This is a genomic window from Scytonema hankhaensis NUACC26, from assembly GCF_045865695.1.
GTDB lineage: Bacteria > Cyanobacteriota > Cyanobacteriia > Cyanobacteriales > Nostocaceae > Scytonema.
Map to the genome: position 1 here is coordinate 25,249 of NZ_BAACAP010000237.1, position 19,715 is coordinate 44,963.

The following is a 19,715-nucleotide window of genomic DNA, read 5'->3' on the forward strand; positions in this document are numbered from 1 at the left end:
CACCCTAATTTCATTTATCTATGCATAATTGCTTTAAACAATTAATGCAGTTTTATTGCTTCCATAACAAACTAGCTATTCTACCCTCATTGGAAAATAGTAGTTGACACTCCAGCTAACTGGAGAGTTCAAAATAGAAGAAACTAACGATCGCAATTTCAATTCTATGGAACGTATTTCTTGGAAAAGTGGTTTTTTTACGATTGCTTTCATAACACTCACTTCTTTAACAAGCACTGTGCTGACAGCCTGTTCCACAACGACTTCCCAAAACGAAACCCACCAAACCCAAAGTACCACCGCAACTGAGACTAGTGACAAGCAGCAGATGAACCACGGCAGTGGTATGCATCATGATAGTGGTATGAACCACAGCATGGCAATGGATTTAGGTCCAGCGGATGCTAACTACGATTTGCGGTTTATTGATGCGATGATCCCACACCATCAAGGTGCTACCCAGATGGCAAAAGAAGCCCAACAGAAATCAAAACGTCCCGAAATCAAAAAACTGGCTGGCGCAATCATCAAAGCTCAAAACAAAGAAATTGCTGAATTGAAACAGTGGCGCACAGCATGGTATCCCAAAGCACCCAGCACGGCAATGGCTTGGAATACCCAGATGAATCACATGATGGAAATGTCTCCTGAGCAGTCTAAAGCGATGCGAATGGACATGGACTTAGGAGCAGCTAATGCCGAGTTCGACCTGCGTTTCATTAATGCAATGATTCCGCACCATGAAGGGGCAATAACAATGGCGCAAGATGCATTAAGTAAGTCCAAGCGCCCTGAAATCAAGAACATCGCGAAAGATATTGTCACCTCTCAACAGAAAGAGATTGACCAGATGAAGCAATGGCGACAAGCTTGGTACAACCAGTAAGCAAGAGCAAGCGCGATTTCATCCTAATTTCATTTCTTTCTGTAAGACTAAAAAGTGTGTGCATTAAGAGCGCCCGCTAACACAAATACGCGATTACAGATCCCTGCCCCCAGTACTCAAGGACTTTTTCAGCGCGATGCTAAACCTTCTGCGTTCTCAACAACTCACAGCAATTCGTTGTGTTTCTAGTACACTTGTAAGCCTGCTGTTATTAGCTAATTCTTCAAATGTTTTAGCTCACGGCGGACACGGAAATGAATTTCAAGGAGCAAGTGAAACCTCTCAAAATACTGGCTCTATTCAAGTTGATGCCCAAACTGCAAAACGTTTAGGAATTAAAATTGAGCCAGTGAAACGTCAGCAACTAGCTGTTGGTGTTAAAACCACTGGGCAGATTGAAACGCTGCCTAGCCAAAAAGTGGAAGTCAATACCCCAATTTCTAAGGCGAAAGTGGTTGAGTTGTTGGTAGAACCTGGTGCCGTCGTGAAAAAAGGCCAACCAGTTGCTGTTGTAACCAGTCCTGATTTAGTAGAACTGCGGGTGAACTCCCAAGAAAAACTTGCTGAAGGTCAGGCTGATTTGCAGCAAGCGGAAGCTGATTTACGGCTGGCTCAACAAAACTACGAAAAATATCAGCAAATAGCCGTTGCGGAAATAGCTTCTGCAAGGAGTCAAGTGGCATTTGCTCAAGAGAAGTACGATAAAGACAAGCAGTTAGCTGATGCTGGTGCTTTACGGCGACGTGATGCTTTAGAATCCGAAACCAAACTAGCAGAAGCCAAAGCTGAACTTACCAAAACTGCAAGCCGTCGGGACGTGATTGATGCTGAAAATAAACTCAAACGCGCTCAAGCCTCTGTTGAGGTAGCAAAAAAACGTATTCAACTTAGTAATGCTACTTATCAAACTCGCTTACAACAACTGGGAAACAGTGGTAATACCAAGGGACTAGTGACTGTGAGTGCTCCGATTTCTGGTCGGGTTGCTGACAGAGAAGCAACTCTCGGTCAATCCTTTGAAGATACAGGTGGCGAACTGATGACGATTGTCAATGACAGTCGGGTGTATGCCACTGCAAATATATATGAAAAAGATTTGGGAAAGGTAAGGACGGGTCAACGAGTCAGCTTGAAGGTGGCTTCTGTGCCTAATCGCACATTGTCTGGACGAATTACCGTAGTTGGGTCAGTTGTGGAAGATGAAACGCGGGTTGTTCCTGTGAAAGCCGCAATAGATAACCCTGGTGGGGTTCTCAAGCCAGGGATGTTTGCAGAACTCGAAGTTTTGACAGACCAAACATCGACCGCTACCTTGGCTATTCCTAGTTCGGCTATAGTTGAGGCGAATGGCAAGAAACAGGTTTACATACAAAATGGGAATGCCTATCAGCCTGTTGAAGTCACTTTAGGTCAAACTTCAGGAGATTTGGTTGAGGTCAAGACTGGTTTATTCGAGGGGGATACGATCGTCACTCAGCGTGCTCCTCAACTTTATGCTCAGTCTTTACGGGGGGGTAGCCAGTCAAAAGAAGACGAACACACCCAACCTCCCTCACAACCAACTAAAGCTAAAACGTCTAACTTGGTAGTACCCCTATGGCCGATCGCAGCAGGAGGAGGAACTGCGCTGGCTACTGCTGCTTTCATGGCTGGTGCTTTCTGGTCTAGTCGTCGCACAAAATCTCAACCATCAGTAGAATTTGCCTTTTTGCCAGAAGAATCTCTCAATGATTCTGCAACATCCTCGGACTCATCATCTTGGGAGGATAACCACCACGTTACTCATCAGGAATCAAAAGTGATTCATCAAAAATAAAGACAGTTAATAAAAATAATAAAAATGCTAAGTGCCATCATTAAATGGGCGCTCGCTCGTCGTTGGCTCGTCATTCTTGGTACAATTATCCTTACGTTTTGGATATTTCGCACGATTATCCAGATGCCCTTGGATGTTTTCCCCAGCTTTGCACCTCCCCAGGTCGAAATTCAAACAGAAGCACCAGGACTCGCCCCTGAAGAAGTCGAATCTCTGGTAACTTTACCAATTGAAAGTGCGATTAATGGAACTCCTGGGGTGCAAGCAGTACGGTCATCAAGTGCGGCGAGTATTTCTGTCGTTAGAATCATTTTTAACTGGGGAACTGATATCTATCAAGCAAGGCAATTGGTCACAGAGCGCTTGCAACAAGCACAAAGTAAGCTTCCTGAAGGGGTAGAAACACCACAGATTTCTCCTACGAGTTCCCCTGTTGGCACTGCGATCAAATACGCCCTTACTTCCGAAACGACCCCTTTAATGGAAGTGCGGCGAATTGTGGATTGGCAAATAACAAATCGAATTTTGGCTGTACCGGGTGTCTCTCAAGTGGTGGTATTTGGCGGAGATATACGCCAATACCAGGTGTTGGTTGACCCACAAAAGCTGAAAGCCTTTAACGTTGAGTTACAAAACGTTAGTGAAACAGCATCTGGCGCAAATGTCAATGCGCCTGGTGGTTATTTTATAACCCCAGATCGAGAAAAGTTAATTCGGGGCATTGGACGGATTGAGTCTATTGAAGACTTGAAGCAATCAGTCATCACCGCACGTAATGGAACACCTGTGAAGATAGAAGATGTTGCTGATGTTCAAATCGGTGCAGCTATTAAACGAGGCGATGGTAGTGTCAACAGTAAAAAAGCCATTATTGTCACAGTTAATAAGCAACCACAAGCTGACACTCCCACTGTCACTCGCGCTGTTGAGGCAGCAATGCGAGAGATCCAAGCGGGCTTACCTAAAGATATTAAGGTACATGTAACGTTTCGTCAAGAAGATTATATTGATTCTTCTATTGAAAATGTTAGAGAAGCTTTAGTTGAAGGTAGTGCGATCGTTGCGCTTATTCTGATTCCGTTTTTGATGAATTGGCGCAACTTGGCTATTTGTTTAACTGCTCTTCCCCTATCTTTACTCGTAGGAGTGCTACTACTTAATTGGTTGGGACTAGGTTTAAATACAATGACTTTGGGAGGATTGGCAGTCGCCATTGGTTCAGCTGTTGATGATGCCATTGTCGATGCCGAAAATGTCTTCCGCAATCTGCGAGAAAATAAGTACTCCCCCAACCCGCGTCCAGTTTTAGATGTAGTATTCGACGGCTGTCAGGAGGTACGCGATTCGGTTTTTGGAGCCACCATCATTACAATAGTCGTTTTCTCTCCAGTTTTTGCTTTGACTGGGGTTGAAGGTAGCATTTTCATCCCAATGGGATTGGGCTACATGGCTGCAGTTATTGCTTCTAGCATCACAGCATTAACTGTGACTCCAGCTTTATGTGCAATTCTTTTGCCTTATGGTCGGTTGCCTGAAACCGAACCTTGGGTGGCAAGGTTTTTTAAGGGGCTGTATCGTCCTCTGCTAACTTTTTCAATGCGTCGTTCTGCGATTATTTTAGTTGTAGCGACTGCTAGCCTTGCGTCAAAAAACCGAGTTCGATTAATCGATGATATTCGTCGATTGTAAACCGTTTTGGGGTGACAACAGCCATGAGGTATCCTTCGCGATCGCAAAAAATGCTCTATAATATTTCTCAGCATAACATGGCTACCATTCAGGCATTCTACCAGGTGCTTAGTCGCTTAATTAGATTCTGTGCTTGCTGATAACCCTTTGTGTTTCCTTGTGATTGAAAGAACTTAGCTGCTAGTTGTAAGTCTTGAATTGTTCCGGGTCGATCTCCAATATTATAACGAGCACCCGCCCTGCGAAAGTAAGCGTCTGCATAGCGAGGATTAAGTTGCAATGCGCGATCGAAGCTCAACACCGCGTTCAAATTGTCTCCTAGCTCGTGTAGAAGAAGACCCCGATGATAATAGGTGTTGGCATCGTTAGGATTGAGAATTATTGCCCGATCGAAGTCCTCTATCGCCCCCTTATAGTCTCTACGTTGAAATCGATCGCGCCCTCGATTGAGAAAGTCAACTGAGCTTTTAGGATTACTTTGTATAGTAGAAGTACGAGTCGGTTGTGCGTAAACAGGTGGAGTTAGTCCACTGCTGAGTACAGACAGACCTGCGATCGCCATCGCAATGCAACAATTTTTGTGAAAGTCGTAGTAACCCACTGCATTTCCTCTTGTGTTGCCCAATATTCACGACGTTAACACAACCAGTACTGAGTATGTTGGCACAATTAAAGTTAACTCGTCAGGATTCTCCTTGGTCATGAAACTGGCTTCGCGATCGCTTATCTATTTTAAAAAGAAACTGTGGCATCAGTGGAATCGCAGAACTTGCAAAGTTATCCTAGCGTTGCTGCTGATATGTATGACAGTGCGCCTACTGCCATATTTGATACCCATTCGCGCCGTTGATATTGCTCAACAACAGCTGGCACTGGAATTTACAGACCGGAATGGGCTACCATTGGGAACATTGCTAACCCGCGACCAAGAGCACACATCTGTAGTACCATTGAATCAAGTTTCTTCACTTTTTATCCAAGCTATTTTAGCTGCAGAAGATGGAGACTTTTATCATCACGGAGCATTAGATTTAAAAGCCGCAGCCCGCGCAATTAAAGATGCAATATACACAAGAAAGATTGTTTCAGGTGCTTCCACAATTACCATGCAATTGGCAAGGATGTTACATCCTGTTCCTCGCACTTTATCAGGCAAAGTTCAAGAAATTTGGCTTTCCTGGCGGTTAGCAGCAGGAATGAGTAAAGACGAAATTCTTGCTGCATATATCAATCGTCTCCCAATGGGAGGGAACATCTATGGTGTGGAAGCAGCTGCTCGTACCTATTTTTCCATACCAGCGAGTGATATCAATCTTGCTCAAGCTAGCCTCCTAGCTGCTATTCCCAATAATCCCACGTACTTCGATCCACTTCAGCACTATCCACGTTTGAAGCAGCGCCAAAAATATGTCCTCGAGCGTCTGGAACAGGACAAACATATTACTCCGGCTCGAGCAAAACTTGCAGATTCTGAAGAAATTGTGTTTCAATCTCGTCAACGGGAAATTATTGCTGCACCGCACTTTCTGTTTTGGTTGTCTGCTCAGTTCCGCCCTTCGCACTCGAACAAGCCAGAGTGGAAATCTAATCCAATCCTAACAACTATAGACCTACCTTTACAGCAGTTTGTAGAAGCACAGGTACAGCAGCTTATTTCGACTCTTGCTAAAAACAATGTTCATCATGCAGCAGCTTTGGTCATTGATAACCATACCGGAGAAGTTTTAGCTTATGTCGGTTCGCCTGACTACTTTAATGAAGCTCAGCTAGGACGCAATGATGGAGTACAAGCACTCCGTCAACCAGGTTCTACCCTCAAACCATTTTTGTATGAGTTGGCTTTGGAGAAAGGTGTCATCCGTCCCAATACTATCTTGGCAGATGTACCCACTCACTACGCAATTCCTGGAGCAAAGCTTTACAGTCCCACTGATTATAACAAAAGTTTTTTAGGACCAGTGCGGGTGCGAGTCGCTTTAGCAAATTCTTTGAATATTCCAGCGATACGGGTGTTGGAAAAGGTGGGTGTGCCTACTTTTCTCGATCGTCTTCACCAACTAGGTTTTGAACATCTCACCCAGTCACCAGAATACTATGGGCTAGGGTTAACTCTGGGTAGTGGCGAAGTCAGTTTGTGGGAATTAGCCCGTGCTTACCTGACTATGGCACGACAAGGGGAAGCCGTGCAGCTACTCACTACAGTTTCTCATTCCTCAATCCCCAATCGCCAACCCCCAATCCCCAATCGCCATTACCCCTTATCCCCAGAGGGGACCCCGAGTTCCCCAATCGCCATTACCCCTTATCCCCAGAGGGGACCCCGAGTTCCCCAATCACCAATCCCCAATCCCACAACATGGCAACTCATAACGGATATGTTAAGAGATCGCCATGCACGCGCAATTGCATTTGGTGTAGATTCAGTCCTGAATTTACCGTTTCCGACTGCTGTTAAAACTGGGACTTCCTCTAATTTTCGCGATACTTGGACGGTTGGATTTACGGCTGACTACACTGTGGCGACTTGGGTAGGCAATTTTGATGGCGATCCAATGCGTCAAGTGTCTGGTGTGACTGGTGCAGCACCTTTGTGGAATCGAATTATGTTGCACTTACACGAGAAGCACGAACCTGTTAGTTTTACTCCTCCAGAAGGTATGATACAACTCCCTATTTGTACTGTCTCTGGGCTAAAACCAACACCAGATTGTTCTTCGATAGTACAGGAATATTTTTATCCAGAAAACATCCAAGATTACCAACACCAAAATCAATTTCAATTATCTCATGAATATGACGATTGGTTGGCAAAGCAAGAGCAATCTGGATTGACTTCAAGCCAGATCGAGATAGTATCTCCCCATCAAGGCGATTTGTTTTTGCTCAGTCGAGGTGATGAAGCAAAACAAAAACTAGAGTTCAAATTAGCAGGGACACCAAAAGTACCTGTAGAATGGTGGTTAAATGGTGAAAAACTAACGACGGATTCTTCTGGTTCGGTCTTTTGGAATTTACGTCCTGGTCAATGGGTGTTAGAAGCAAGAAGTGGTGGAATGAGCGATCGCATAAATTTTCAAGTGGAGTTTGCCAATCTTAAGCCTACACATCGGGGATTTTCAGTAAAATAATACCAATGCATGACATCGGTGGTAGGGACAGTGCATGATTTGTGAAATTATTAAGTAATGGCATATTCTGTAAATTTTCGCATAAATGGTGAATGAAATCCAATCACAATATCTGTTTTTGGTACGCCATGTTTGCTTAATTCCTCTGCAAAGTCAATTTCCGTACCGTTATATTGAAGCCATATTTTCTGGTTTTTTATATAACAGTTCTATCGTACAAAATTATTTAACTTTTCCTCGGAAGCGGATATAACCAAAGGAGCTAGGAGGCGTACCGGAACCTGTAGCATTGGGTACATCGCCTAAGTTAACGACGATCGCACCATTACTATTAGCTCCTCCACATTCAATCTTAGGATACATGGTTTTGGGGTCTACTCCTGGTGGAAAGTATTGTCCGGCATCACCATCTTTAACATCTGTCAGGGAAACTGCTGTCCCATTGTGGTAAAGCACAATACCTCTGTCAGCACCAGTAACACCACCAGGTGCTGAAGACACGCTGTTAAAAGCAGTGGGGATGAAAGTGGTATTATCGGGAATGCGATCGCACAGCAAGACTTTCGGAGCGGGTGAATTGCCAGCAGACAGGAAATATATAGTATACTCCAATTCATTATTAGGACTCACGTTTCCACCATTGACACCGCCAATTAGGAAACTACTAGGGTTTGGCCATGCATTCGTATCGACGGTAGGATACTGAGGAGGCTTGGGAGCGAGATTTGGTTCTATATCGTTGTCATCGTAAGGATTAGCCGCTTCATTAATATAACCCCCTAAATTATCCCCTCCTTTGGAAGTGGTGGAACCATTAATAGCTGTAATTCTTTTAACTAATAATATATTTGGTTTGGGAACAGTAGGAACAACAGTCAATAAGGTGGGATCGTCATCACCCGTCTTAGTGGGGTCATTACCTGTTTCGACACTATCATCTGATTTTTGTGGGAATGGGTTACCAACAGTGGGTGGGTCAGTTGTTGCACCGGGTGAGTTAGCATCGGTGAAGACAGTTCCAATTGTTGCGGTACTATCAGGTGTCTTAAAACTAGCACTCGCTTGGTTGCTAATGGGAGTTCCGTTATTATGGTTGTTAATTGTAACAGTCACCGTGACGGTAATAGTATCCCCAACTCGCAAAGTACCGGAATTCGTTAAAGCACCAGATCCCTTGTAAGCCGAGTTCAGGGTAATATTATTACCAGATGTTTTAGATGTTATTTCTGCACTTACAAAAGTTAACTGCGCTGGTAATGAGTCACTGATGACAAAATCAGTCGCGTCGCTCTTGGCTGGATCTAGGTTAGAATAAGTAATAGTATATTGAATGCGATCGCCCACCGTAACATTCCCACTGCCATCCGTATCAGTTAAAAACCGTGCAGATTTTGTACCCTGTACGTTCGCCTGATTTTGAGCTGTAATAATTAAATCCGCAACGACAGCTTCACCAGGATAGTAAGTCCAAGTATCTATGCCTTTAAAATCTCCGTAACCACCACTAAACTCATGCTGTCCCGATGTACTGTCGATCCCAACGCTAGCATTTCGAGGAGTTGTTGAGGTTCCAGGTTCACTTAAGTCAACATCAGTTCCATTTTTAGTTTTGTAGTTGTCATCATTATAGTAAACAGTATACTTATCAATACCTGCAGGAAACGGACCGGGCGCATTCGTCATTTCAATAATAAATCCGCTAGGATTGTTTTCAGCATCTAACATGGGGAAGTGGTATTCTCCCGCACGCAGCCTAATTCTGGCGTTATAAGGAGCATTGTTAGGACGAGGAAGCAAGTTGTTACCGTTTGCATCCTTACCATCCCATAAGACAACACTCTTACTAGGAAGAGATACGTTTTGTAAGACTCTATCTACACTGGGGTCATAAATGTTGTTATTATCAGTATCAATAATAATTTCGTAACTACCCGAACTGCTCGAATCAAAGCTAAAGTGACCTCCCGCCCCAACAAAGGTTTGATTTCCACTCGCTCCATTCTTACCAGTAAATTTAAAGTTAGTCGGTTTTGGTGGGATTAATGGCGCACTAGGAATACCAAGAGACGCAAGAGTGGCAAAGTCGGGTTTATTGATAAAGACTAAATGAGTAATATCAGTTGGGGTATCGGGTACATCCGGTCGCTGTACTTCTACCCCTCCTAAAAAAGGAGCGAGAGTATTACCAGCAGCGCGTGTAGAACGATAAAGCGTACTGTCGCCATCTTTATATCCACGACTATTTGCAAAGAAAATAAAGCCAAATGGATCTACCCTATTCATTGCTGTTCGGTAAAGGTAACCATCTTTTGTTTGAATGAAGAAGTCCGAGTTCAGAGACAAACCGTTTGACCCAAGGTTAAAAGCAAGGTAATTGGTAAAAACTCGCCCCGGTTTTACGTTTCCCTGAGAATCTCTGACTGTGATATCCCAGGCGGCGACAGTTGATGCTTGAGTATTGTCTGTAGGAAAATCCGCGCTTAGTCCTGCCGTCGGTTTAACTGGAGGATTTTTTTGGTCGTTTCCTAATTCAGGTGCATGAAACTCGACTTCATACACTCCTGTTTCTGTAGCGACAAACTTACATGGAGTATAACCTTGAGCGTTTGGTAATGGTCCTGCTTGCTCTTTTTTTAACGTATCTATAAAACCAAAACCCGTACTTAGTATGTCACAAGATCCCTTTTGTCCAGAAGGACTGCGATAGACAATATCTTGACCATTAAACGATTTGTCACTTTCATGCACGCTAGAACCAAGGTTAACAGTCTCCCCGACTTGAACATAGACTTTCAGCAAGGTAATACGCTTAATGTTTGCAGTGCTTAAATTTGGCGACCATTCCAAATAAGGTCTGTGTCCGCCTTGAGAGACTAACTCTTTGGAACCTTCGGCTTGGGCTGGTTGTATTCCAAAGCATAAGCCATATAATAACGAACACGAGAATAAAAGCGATCTTTTCTTCATATTCTTCTCCCCTCCATTCCCGCTTTTACTTTCTTCAGCTTGTTGGTAACGGTTTGTACTGTTCCCGCTTTTGCTTTCTTCAACTTGTTTGTAACGGTTTGCACTGTTCCCGCTTTTGCTTTCTTCAGCTTGTTGGTAACGGTTTGTACTGTAGATTCTTTATCTTGGCGAGGAGGGACTTTTTGCAAGCCAAAACCATCAAATAGTTCGTTCAACTTTAAAGTTAAACCCAAATAAGGACCTCCCGCACTTCGAGTTCCAGAAAAATCGCGGTCATCAATATTGCCAAACACGTAACCTGCAGATAACCGCAAGTTGGGAGTTAAGTAATAGCCTGTTTCTATAACAAAGCCCGTTTCCGTGTAATCCTTTTGATGAATCCAACGAGTTTCTCCTACCAAGTCCATACTATAACCCAGTCGATAAGTCGCCCGCAGCTGTGCTAGATTTGTTGTCGTCGCCCCAATCAAATCCTGTGCTAGGTAAGAAGTACTGTTGCGAAGCGCATACTTTCCGTAAAATTCCCATCTCCAGTTAGGCGCGTATATCGCTTCTGTAGCAAAGGTGTGGTCTTCCGCTCCCGTACCGCTACCTAAAAGAATTGAGTCGGGAATTGTTGATGGATTTTTACGATATTCGTAACGCAACAAAGCATTAAATTTGTCGTTGTTGGGGTCGCGATACGCTAAACCAAGTCTCAAATTGGCTGTATCTCCTAACCCTATCAATTTTTGATTGGCAGAATTTGCTTGTTGATAGCGGAAGAGTGCTGTCAGGGCGGGGGAAAGTTTACCTGCTGCAGCAGCAGAAATGACGGTGTTGGAACCGCTAGAGGAGGTGCGGTGTTCGTACCGGGCGCTTGCTTGGAATTTGGGATTGTCGGTGTATTCTAAACCAACACTATAACTATCTCCGCTTAACAAGCCTAATGCAGATGCACTTTGACCGACTGCAAAGGGTTGAGCATACTGCACTCCCGCCCCGTTACGACCAAAGAAATCACCAAAGACGTGTTCGTATGCAAGGTTTAACCGCAATCCAGGTGAAATTGTCCAGCGATGGTTTAATCCAACCGCACCTTGCATGGTGACTTCATTTGCACCCCCTAAAATGGAGTAACGTCCTGTTAAGGTAGTGTCTTTTCCAAGTTTGTGTTCGCCGTTAATACTCAAGTTGGTGATGGAGTTATCTTCAAATTGACCGCGAGTGTAAAATTGTTGAGTTAAACTCACATTCACGCCGGGAGTCACAGCCCAATTTAATCCCAAGATAGTCCTATCTGGATAAACAGTGTCAGTATCTGAGGATAATGTCAGTTCGTTCTGTGCTAAGAAGGTGAGGTTTTTTGCTATGGGTAGAGTTAGACGCGATCGCAATTGGTCAGATTTGGTATTCTGGTCATTAATAGCCAAGCGGTCTTTACGATCCCTGTGTAACCAATCGACATCAACAGTTGCTTTGCCTATCCTTTGTTGAATTCCGGCTGAAATGGTTGTGAGGGAGTTATCTACCTGAGTTCCAGGAACGGCTTGACTTCTTGGGGAGAACAATTCCTCAAAAGTATCTAACGGTCGAGGCGCAACTCCATAGTTATCTTCGCGATCGTATTGTACCCTCACATTAGTACTTCGGGAAACCTGACTTGTCAGTTGTGCTCCATATCGAGTTTGACCGGGAACAAAGCTAGTAGTAGCGTTGTTGGCAAATCCCGCATCAGCAAAACGGTAATAAGCACGTCCAAATAAGCCCCTAACAATTTGTCCTTGAGCTTCCACACGCGCCGCCGATCCACTCACGGCTCCCGCAACATCCGTGTTGTTGGTAGAATGTGCATATTCTGCAATCAACTTGCCTTTACTACCTAAAGCCAACTGTGCATCCGCACCATAAAGTTCAAAATCCCGCACTCCCTGGTTTTCTCTGACATAGCTCGTTCCTACCCAACTTTCCCGATTGATTTCGCGAGACAAGTTATATTGCAAGCGACCCGCGTAAATGTTGCTTTTACTGTCTTGACTATCATATTGATAAGTCGCAACAATCCGGCGGACGAGAACTTGTCCCGTGTTATCTACATCTGTACGCAAAACGGGTTGGCGGAATAATAATGTCCCGCGATCGTAGTCGATTTCGTAGTCGGGACCTCTAGAAAGCTGCTTGCGTTCCAATACAGTACCGGGACGGTTGAGTTCTTCCAATTCTACAAAGACGTTTTCGCTACCTGGTATCAGCAATCTTCTGGAAAGGAAGTAATAACCGCTTGTTCCGTCAGGAGGTAAGGTGTCCCGTTGAAATCCTTCAACATTGTTTCCGTAAAAACCCGTAACTTGAAGATTGCCTATGTTATAATTTGCTTTAAAACCGTGAAGCTGACGTGTTGTGGCTGTAAATTGTTGGGAAGAACGGGCAAATTCCTCAGTGTTATAGTCACCCCACATGGCATAATCGGGGTTAGCGTTGGGTATACGTGGCGAGCGCTCGAACTTTACATAAAAGCTATCAACCGAAGGCGTCAAGACATCAACTTGAGAACTATCACCATAAACTGGATAGGCTTGCTCGCTAAATTGATAGGATCGAAAAAGGCGATTGTCACAGTTACAATCTTCATTGAGGGCGCGATCGCTATTATATGCTCCAGTAAATAACCATTCTCCTATTGCCCCAGTTGCAAAGACGGCAGAACGCACGTTTAATTGAGTACTGTTATCTTTATCAATAGGGAGGAAATCGCGGAATCTTCCATAATAATCAGTACCCCTCGCACCCAGACGCACGTCCACAACACCAGTAGCAATACTCGGACGCAATGCAGTTTCAAACTGCAACTGGGTATATGCTTCTAACTCTCCTGCTTTGGCTAAAATTCGTACCGTTTGTGCGTCCAAGCCAGATTTGAGAGTTGCTGTAAATTCCCCATTCCGCGCCTTTACCTGAAATCCCGGTTGGTCGGATTTGCTGTCAGCACCAATAAACTCACCAACTGTTGAAACTAAGGTGACAACAGCATCGCGGTTCGACAGGTTTCCATTAGCATCGAGCAATCTACCCCGGATGGTAGCTGTAGAACGTCCATCAGCAGGAATCCGCGATTCTACTGTCTCTAATTTTATCTGAGTTGGCGCTCCCTTAACTTGTACTTCTATTGTTGCTGTAGAGTCTTTAGCACCAAGGACAGTCGCTGCGATCGTGTTTTGCCCTTCTTTCAAAGAAACACCATACCATGTTTGTGTGACTAAATTGGTTGTTGAATCGGTTTCTGTACGACCAACCAAAGAAGGGTCTACCAACTCGCCATTTACCCGCAATTCCACAGTCGCATCCACGGAGAACTGCAAAACAATCGTTGTCGCCGGGACATCGATAACAGCATCGGGAGTGGGAGTGAGGATTTTGATTGAGGATAGGGAAGATGTCGGAGAGGGAGAGACAGGAGAAGGGGGAGATGTTTGTGCTTTAACAATAATAGGACAGAAAACAAGACTTGCTCCTGCCACGACACCTATTAATTGTGAATAAGGCAGACGGCAAAGGGCAGATGGCAGAAGAGTACGGTAATGCAGTCTTTTCATTTTTTGACCTCCTCATGGAAGGCGGGGGTAACTGCAAAGTTCATTCGTACCATTCCACCTGGTTCTAGACGCACCAAGCGAGATTGGCTGTTTCGTTCGCGGAAGTAAAGATTGGGGGCTAGGGTGTAACCAGAAAGGCTGCTAAGGTCTAGGACTCCAGTATGGTTTCCTGGTAGGACATTAGCAACAGAAAATAAACCATTAACATCCGTAGTTATACGGTTGCCATCTTCTAGGAAGATAACTGCATTAGGAACTCCTGGTTCTCCTGTTTGCTGTTCGCCATCAAAGTTCTTATCAACAAAAACTCGACCAATAATCGTGCCGCAGTCAGACACAATCCCCGGTCGGACTTTTAATTGATGAGTTGCGGGTCCATCTTTAACCGCAAAATTGTTATCCATGCGTTGGGCATTTACGATCGCAGAATTTCGACCCGAACTGCGTACAGAATCGGGTGAGAGTTGAGCGCCATAGGCAACATTAAGCACTTTACCTGGAGGAATAGGTACTGAGGTTCGTAAGATAATCGTTGCGCCTTGTCCTTCTACGGTTACGGTTACTGCTTTACCCTCAAACTCACCTCGTACAGACTTAGAGACAAAGTTAAATCCGAGCGGTAAGGTATCAGTAATGACTAAGTTATTGAGTTCGACATCGCTCTTGTTTTTAATAGACAAGCGGTAAATGACCGTATCGCCAGGTTCTGCCGTTGCGCGATCGCCTGTTTTAATAATTTGTACTTGTTGCGTTTGACACATTCCTACGTCAAACTCAAACGCAAACAAATTGAGTCCCACCAGTTCGGCGTTGGGAATCAAAACCACAGTTCCTTGGTAACTCGTTTCTCCCGTGATGCTAATAGGCTGACCGTCCAAGGAAGCCGCAAGATAGCGAACAATATTATTTTGGGTATTACCTGCATTATCGAGAATAGAAATTTTAATTCGTCGTTGGGAGTAGATAGAATTTTGTGGGGGATTGACTACCAAAATATAAGTTTTTCCAGGAGTCACTTGACCCTTGCTGGGATCTAATAAAAAGTTATACTGACCCTCAGAAGAATTTTTAAGTATATATGGATTACTGTTTGTAGTATTTGGTTGTACTCCTCTGGCAACATTATTATTAGGAAGATCGGGGAACTCTGTGGGAGTCAGAGAAACCAATCTTCCCAACTCCGTTCCCGTGCGATCGTTAGGGTTAGTGTCGTATAAACCAACAGAAAAACCATTGTAATCAGACAGTGGTTGTCCGCCACAGCCTAAAATTCGCCCTTGAGGGTCAATTAATTGGATGGGTTGAATATCAATTTGACTGGAAATACCTTGAAATTCAGAGTTGTTATGAGAATCTGTATAAGTATATGTCGCTTGGTTAATGAGGTTCTTCGCCTGAGCCATTGCTGAGATTGGGTTGCAGAATATATAGGCGATCGCGAACCATCCCAACCAGAGTTTCTTATTTATAACCGCAGATGCACGCTGATACACGCGGATAAAATAGAAAAGTCTTTGCGTTCGTCTGCGTTCGTCTGCTACGGGGTGCGGTTCAAATTCCATAAATCCTCACCGCACCTTGACTTGATAAATTCCTTTGACACTTCCCCTAGCAGGAATTGATGACCCAAACTTCCAACGAACGTGAGTATACATTGTAACTGGTGCAGGTTTCGTTTCAACTTTGCCGTTTGCCAGAGAAACTTTAACGTTTGGGGTTTCTGCAAAACTACGTCCTCCATCAATACTGTAAGTAATTTTGGCTCCAGTATTAACATTGCTTGTAGCAGAATTCAGTACATACACGGTTCCCAAAGGAATAGGTTGATTGACAATCAGATTTTTAATATTCCTGTCAGTGTTGTTATTAGCCGTTACCGTGTAACGCAAAATATTTCCTGGTTCTACCAAAGCCTTTCCTTGTAATGGTTGCCAACTTGAGGTTTGCTGACCCTGTACTTGCTGGATAACTCTCTTTTCTGCATCCAAGCGCAACTGCACTTGTCCCTTTGTTTGCGTGTTTTGGGCAATGGCTGTTTCTAAGCCAAAGTTTGTTTGATTCAGAACAGGAACAGTCGCTAAGAATGCGATCGCTCCTAATATTACACGTTTCATCTTAATATCTCCTTTGTGTTGTTGGGGATTGGGGACTAGGGACTGGGAAAATAAGGCAAGGGGAATAAACAGAAAATTTAAAACGTTCAATCCCAATCGCCAATCCCCAATACCCAATCCCCTAGTTCACCTTACGTTGGAAAGTAAATGTTCTTTCTTGTCCCGGTGTCACCGAGTCAGTTACAGTATCGACGTACTTAGTCACATCATTATTAACCGTTGTCCCGGTTTGGTCGCCTGCTATAGTCGTTGCTGGTTTACCACTAAAGAAGTTAATCGTTGCAGCACCAGAATCTTTTGCAGAACCAACGACATGACTCGTATCTATGATGTTGTTGTTATCGTTATCTAAAGCCCAGTTATTACCTTTCGTTCCATCCCAAGTCGTGCCATCTTCAGTAATAACCACCTTGCCAGCATTTAAGACGATGTTACCCGTACCGGATTGAGGTTCTGAAACGTTTTTGTATCTAATTTGGTACTCAATGATGTTTCCTGAAGCAGGAGTTCTAAGGACATCGTTGGAAGTCTCCCCAACACCAGGTGTTGTCTCAAAATTATCTTGACCCGTACCAACTGCGGGACCCGTTCCTTGCAGTACGCGGGATAGTTTCACCATTTTCAAGAAACCAGTGTAAACGCGGTCAATGGTGATATTCCTGGGTTCAGTTCCTTGAAATCCTGGCGTTGCATCATCAATATACGCTGTTATGGGAACTGGGAAGCCACGATTGATATCCGTAGAAAGTGGAGTTCCAGAAGGCAAATTCACTTCCACACCATAATTCGCTGTTGCGTTAACTGCAACTCCGTCAATTCGGATAGGATTTGTTGCACTAACATTTTGGTTATTAACCTGTCCTTGCCCTGACTGGAACACAAAATTTGTCCCATCATATTTATAGGTTGCAGATAAACTGCCGTAACTGATAGTCACAAGTGTATTTACGGGTAAGTCTCCTGCGTTTGTGGGAGGTGTTGGAATCAACGAGACGTTAGCACTACCCGTACCAGTATTCTTGAGAGTGTTGGTAAAACTAACCCCATCGGGATCGATTAATGTTCCGGGGATTGTACCTGCAGGGACTAGTGAAGATTTGTTAGTGAAATCTTTATTGTTATCGTTTTCCGCAACAGCATCTGGTGCATCCTTCGGTCCGTTTAAGACAGAAGTTCCTCCTGCAGCAGTGAGGGTGACAAGATTCGCTTCTCCACCTGGACCAGTACCACTATTATTGTTATTGGTATCAGTTCCAGTTCCATTCGGTCCTTCCAACTCGTCAGGAATTCCATTGTTATTGGAATCTGTGGGAACGATCGAACCATCATCAACACTATCTGGAGGAAGGGTATCGGGAATTTTATCGCCGTTGGTATCAGTACCAGCAGGGGGATTAGAACCATCAAAATTACTGGGATTTTGGTCTCCTGATTCATCATATACAGGAGATCCGCTAGGTGTTGTACCGAACAATTGAGCAATATTAGCAATGACAACAGATTCAGGCGTACCAAGAACTTCAACAATAATTTGGAAGCCCGTTACTGTCGTACCTGGGGCAATACTTCCAGTTCTTACAAAACCAATCCGTCTGACTGTCGCTAAATCTGATGGTGCAGTGGTTGTCCAAGTTGCTTGATTGGCATCAAAAGATGAGACATCGCTGGTTGTATAAACGGGTTGCCAACCAGATGGGGCTTTGACACTGACTAATTTAGTTCCTGCGGGAATGGCATCAGATACCAAAATATTGGAACCAGGAAGACCGGGAATAGTTGTACCATTGAGAGGGGCGGGGCTGATACCGTTACCTGTAGGGTCGTTGTTTTCAACTCGCAAGCTTAAGTCGTAGCTGAGATTATCGCCTCCAGGACCCACTACACCAGCACTTGTTTGACTGCTGCGAGTTTTGAGGACTGTTGCAAGAGTGTAATTTTTTAGGTTTGAATCCACCGTGACTTGTTGTGTGGCGCTAGCTTCACGTACCCCATTCACAGGTACACCATTAACTTCACCCGGTGTACCATCAGGATTATCTACAGTATATAGGTCACCGCCATTTTCACTTCGTGGCTGGTTTTGAGCATCGCTAGGTGTATCGCCTAATTTGACAGATATAATGCTTCCGCTTGTTGCACCATCTGCAACTTTAACAGGAACTCGTACTAAAACAGAACCACCAGGTGTAATTGAGTTAGTTAAAGTTCCACCTGCAGCAACGTCTTGCCAAGTTGTACCGCCATCGTAGCTGATTTGTACTGCCCCATCAAGTTGTCCGGGTCCGGTAACTGTAGGTTGGTCGGGAATGCGAAATTTTGTAGGGTCGTTACCAACGTTAGTGACGTTGTAAGTATAATAAACGGAGTCGCCTATACCAATTTTGCTATCCCCATTTTGGTCGGTTTTAAATGAAGTACCAGAACCAGTTACGGTTACGCCTGCAACTTCAGCAACGGTCACAACGACTGTGTTAGAAGTCGTGTTAATTGTGGTTCCAGGATTATTAGGATCTTCATAGGTAGCAGTTGCCGTATTGCTAATAGATTGACCCGCATTTGTACCTTCAGCTTTGACTGGGGTGACATATTGGAAAAGACTATGAGCTAATAATCCCGTGGTAATTAAATAAAGATAGAGCTTGGTTTTTCCTAACAATAGTTTATATGTTTGTGGCATGATGAACCCGAAAATGGAAAATTTAGATTAAATCTAGTGTTTTAAGGTAGAACTGAATTTATCGATTGAAAAATTGCCAAGTACGTTTCACTCAAAAGTTAAAGTTTTTGAGGATTTAGTCTAGGTATAAATTTTTAGTAGATTGCCCAAATGACCAAAGAAAGTATGAAGGATAAAGGGTAAAGGATAAAAAATTTATCTTTTATCCTTCACACTTCATCCCTCATAAAATTGTTGCTCATTGACTCTGGAGATTCTCATCAAGAGAAATTGAGCTTACAAAAATGTAACTTTTTATGCCTGCATTAAGCTTCAGTAGAAGTATGGACTTATGGAAAAATTTATAGAAAACAAGTTGTTGGAAAATGTATGTATTAACCCGTATTTTCCACAAAAGCATCAAAATTGCATAACAAAGATATTTTAAGTAGTATAGGGCAATTTTTCACCTCTTACCTCTGCACTCTGGTGCGCCCTCTACGGTTCAAAAATTATCTATTTAACCGCCGAGACGCAAAGTACGCAGAGGTAATAAGTGAGACTATCAATTTTCTAAAGTTTTTATCCACCTTGACAGCGCTAAAGCCCACTAAAGTCATTGAACTTACGTTAATATGGAGTGCAGGAAATACAAGAAAACTATGAATCCGATGTTACCTGAACTCGACCGTCTTTCAATTGCAGAAAAACTCCAACTGGTAGAGGATTTATGGGATGATATAGCCGATACTCCCACAGATCTTCCGGTGTTAGATTGGCAGAAACAAGAGTTAGCTCGCCGCAAAGCGGAATACCTACAAAATCCATCTATAGGTAGTAGTTGGGAAGACGTAAAAGCAAGAATTCTTCAACAGCATGACTCTTAA

10 protein-coding genes and 3 pseudogenes are annotated in these 19,715 nt (G+C 43.8%); 5 read left to right on the forward strand and 8 right to left on the reverse strand.

Annotation, left to right across the window (positions count from 1 at the left end; translation table 11 throughout):
• Window positions 1-166: 166 nt before the first annotated feature.
• From ACKTT2_RS38415 to ACKTT2_RS38425, 3 genes and pseudogenes are all read left to right on the forward strand, one after another.
• The gene (locus ACKTT2_RS38415) at window positions 167-886 is read left to right on the forward strand and encodes a DUF305 domain-containing protein (protein ID WP_407896512.1); all 720 of its coding nucleotides are present in this window, start codon (window positions 167-169) and stop codon (window positions 884-886) included.
• Window positions 887-1,022: 136 nt separating this feature from the next.
• The gene (locus tag ACKTT2_RS38420; protein WP_407896355.1) at window positions 1,023-2,702 is read left to right on the forward strand and encodes an efflux RND transporter periplasmic adaptor subunit; all 1,680 of its coding nucleotides are present in this window, start codon (window positions 1,023-1,025) and stop codon (window positions 2,700-2,702) included.
• A 24-nt stretch (window positions 2,703-2,726) separates the two neighbouring features.
• A pseudogene (locus ACKTT2_RS38425) lies at window positions 2,727-4,349 on the forward strand (efflux RND transporter permease subunit); the annotation flags it as partial.
• On the opposite strand, the pseudogene ACKTT2_RS38430 reads toward ACKTT2_RS38425, so the two are convergent.
• Window positions 4,339-4,416, reverse strand: a pseudogene (locus ACKTT2_RS38430) (Uma2 family endonuclease); the annotation flags it as partial. The pseudogenes ACKTT2_RS38425 and ACKTT2_RS38430 overlap by 11 nt on opposite strands.
• A 72-nt stretch (window positions 4,417-4,488) precedes the next feature.
• Entirely contained in the window at window positions 4,489-4,992 is a 504-nt protein-coding gene (locus ACKTT2_RS38435; protein WP_407896357.1) for a tetratricopeptide repeat protein, read from the reverse strand.
• A 100-nt stretch (window positions 4,993-5,092) separates the two neighbouring features.
• Here ACKTT2_RS38435 and pbpC point away from each other — a divergent pair, with 100 nt between their 5' ends.
• Window positions 5,093-7,519, forward strand: coding sequence for a penicillin-binding protein 1C (gene pbpC, locus ACKTT2_RS38440; protein ID WP_407896514.1), 2,427 nt, complete (start codon window positions 5,093-5,095; stop codon window positions 7,517-7,519).
• A gap of 50 nt (window positions 7,520-7,569) precedes the next feature.
• On the opposite strand, the pseudogene ACKTT2_RS38445 reads toward pbpC, so the two are convergent.
• The 6 genes and pseudogenes from ACKTT2_RS38445 to ACKTT2_RS38470 all read right to left on the reverse strand — a co-directional run.
• Window positions 7,570-7,719, reverse strand: a pseudogene (locus ACKTT2_RS38445) (element excision factor XisI family protein); the annotation flags it as partial.
• 22 nt (window positions 7,720-7,741) lie between these two features.
• Window positions 7,742-10,486 (reverse strand): isopeptide-forming domain-containing fimbrial protein, encoded by a 2,745-nt coding sequence (locus tag ACKTT2_RS38450; protein ID WP_407896359.1) that lies wholly within the window; start codon window positions 10,484-10,486, stop codon window positions 7,742-7,744.
• Complete coding sequence (locus ACKTT2_RS38455; RefSeq protein ID WP_407896361.1) at window positions 10,483-14,058, reverse strand: TonB-dependent receptor; 3,576 nt, start codon at window positions 14,056-14,058, stop codon at window positions 10,483-10,485. The genes ACKTT2_RS38450 and ACKTT2_RS38455 overlap by 4 nt, the downstream gene beginning before the upstream one ends.
• Window positions 14,055-15,461 carry a hypothetical protein gene (locus ACKTT2_RS38460; RefSeq protein WP_407896516.1) on the reverse strand — a complete coding sequence of 469 codons (1,407 nt, stop codon included), beginning with the start codon at window positions 15,459-15,461 and terminating at the stop codon, window positions 14,055-14,057. Before ACKTT2_RS38460 ends, ACKTT2_RS38455 begins: the two co-directional genes overlap by 4 nt.
• Before the next feature lie 165 nt (window positions 15,462-15,626).
• On the reverse strand, window positions 15,627-16,172 hold the full coding sequence (locus tag ACKTT2_RS38465) for a hypothetical protein (RefSeq protein ID WP_407896363.1): 546 nt from the start codon (window positions 16,170-16,172) through the stop codon (window positions 15,627-15,629).
• 121 nt (window positions 16,173-16,293) lie between these two features.
• Window positions 16,294-18,849 (reverse strand): DUF7925 domain-containing protein, encoded by a 2,556-nt coding sequence (locus tag ACKTT2_RS38470; RefSeq protein ID WP_407896365.1) that lies wholly within the window; start codon window positions 18,847-18,849, stop codon window positions 16,294-16,296.
• Between the two features lie 641 nt (window positions 18,850-19,490).
• Between ACKTT2_RS38470 and ACKTT2_RS38475 the strand changes: the two genes are divergently transcribed.
• A complete protein-coding gene (locus ACKTT2_RS38475) occupies window positions 19,491-19,715 on the forward strand; it encodes an addiction module protein (protein ID WP_407896367.1) in 225 nt (74 codons plus the stop codon).

Coding starts and splice junctions, on each gene's coding strand:
- ACKTT2_RS38415 (WP_407896512.1), top strand. CDS start 167: ATGGAACGTATTTCTTGGAAAAGTGGTTTTTTTACGATTGCTTTCATA.
- ACKTT2_RS38420 (WP_407896355.1), top strand. CDS start 1,023: ATGCTAAACCTTCTGCGTTCTCAACAACTCACAGCAATTCGTTGTGTT.
- pbpC (WP_407896514.1), top strand. CDS start 5,093: ATGAAACTGGCTTCGCGATCGCTTATCTATTTTAAAAAGAAACTGTGG.
- ACKTT2_RS38450 (WP_407896359.1), bottom strand. CDS start 10,486: ATGAAGAAAAGATCGCTTTTATTCTCGTGTTCGTTATTATATGGCTTA.
- ACKTT2_RS38455 (WP_407896361.1), bottom strand. CDS start 14,058: ATGAAAAGACTGCATTACCGTACTCTTCTGCCATCTGCCCTTTGCCGT.
- ACKTT2_RS38460 (WP_407896516.1), bottom strand. CDS start 15,461: ATGGCTCAGGCGAAGAACCTCATTAACCAAGCGACATATACTTATACA.
- ACKTT2_RS38465 (WP_407896363.1), bottom strand. CDS start 16,172: ATGAAACGTGTAATATTAGGAGCGATCGCATTCTTAGCGACTGTTCCT.
- ACKTT2_RS38470 (WP_407896365.1), bottom strand. CDS start 18,849: ATGCCACAAACATATAAACTATTGTTAGGAAAAACCAAGCTCTATCTT.
- ACKTT2_RS38475 (WP_407896367.1), top strand. CDS start 19,491: ATGAATCCGATGTTACCTGAACTCGACCGTCTTTCAATTGCAGAAAAA.